Below are 697 nucleotides of genomic sequence, written 5' to 3' on the forward strand. Positions count from 1 at the left end.
GGAGATCACCAGAACCTATAGTGTTACCGATGCTGCCGGGAATAGCATCAATGTGACACAAACGATCACGATTAACGATACTACGAATCCCACGGCGAGTAACCCATCACCGATCACAGCACAATGTGCTGCACCTACACCGGATATCACTGTGGTTACCGATGAGGCAGATAACTGTGGTACGCCAACAGTAGCCTTTGTAAGTGATGTTAGTGACGGAAACAATAATCCGGAAGAGATCACCAGAACCTATAGTGTTACGGATGCTGCCGGGAATAGCATCAATGTGACACAAACAATTACGATTAACGATACTACGAATCCCACGGCGAGTAACCCAGCACCAATTAGTGCGCAGTGTACTGCACCTACACCAGATATCACTGGGGTCACTGATGAAGCGGATAACTGTGGTACACCCACAGTAGCCTTTGTAAGTGATGTTAGTGACGGAAACAGTAATCCTGACGAGATCACCAGAACCTATAGTGTTACCGATGCTGCCGGGAATAGCATCAATGTGACACAAACAATTACGATTAACGATACTACGAATCCCACGGCGAGTAACCCAGCACCAATTAGTGCGCAGTGTACTGCACCTACACCAGATATCACTGTGGTCACTGATGAAGCGGATAACTGTGGTACACCCACAGTAGCTTTTGTGAGTGATGTTAGTGATGGAAACAGCAAT

At 46.9% G+C, this 697-nt stretch carries 1 protein-coding gene; it reads left to right on the plus strand.

Translation table 11 applies throughout. The annotated features are described in order from the left end of the window. Positions 1-697, plus strand: a 697-nt coding sequence (locus M0D21_RS22935; protein WP_449500938.1) for an HYR-like domain-containing protein, incomplete at both ends; no start/stop codon positions are given.

It is taken from the genome of Aquimarina acroporae, assembly GCF_023195925.1.
GTDB classification, from domain to species: domain Bacteria; phylum Bacteroidota; class Bacteroidia; order Flavobacteriales; family Flavobacteriaceae; genus Aquimarina; species Aquimarina acroporae.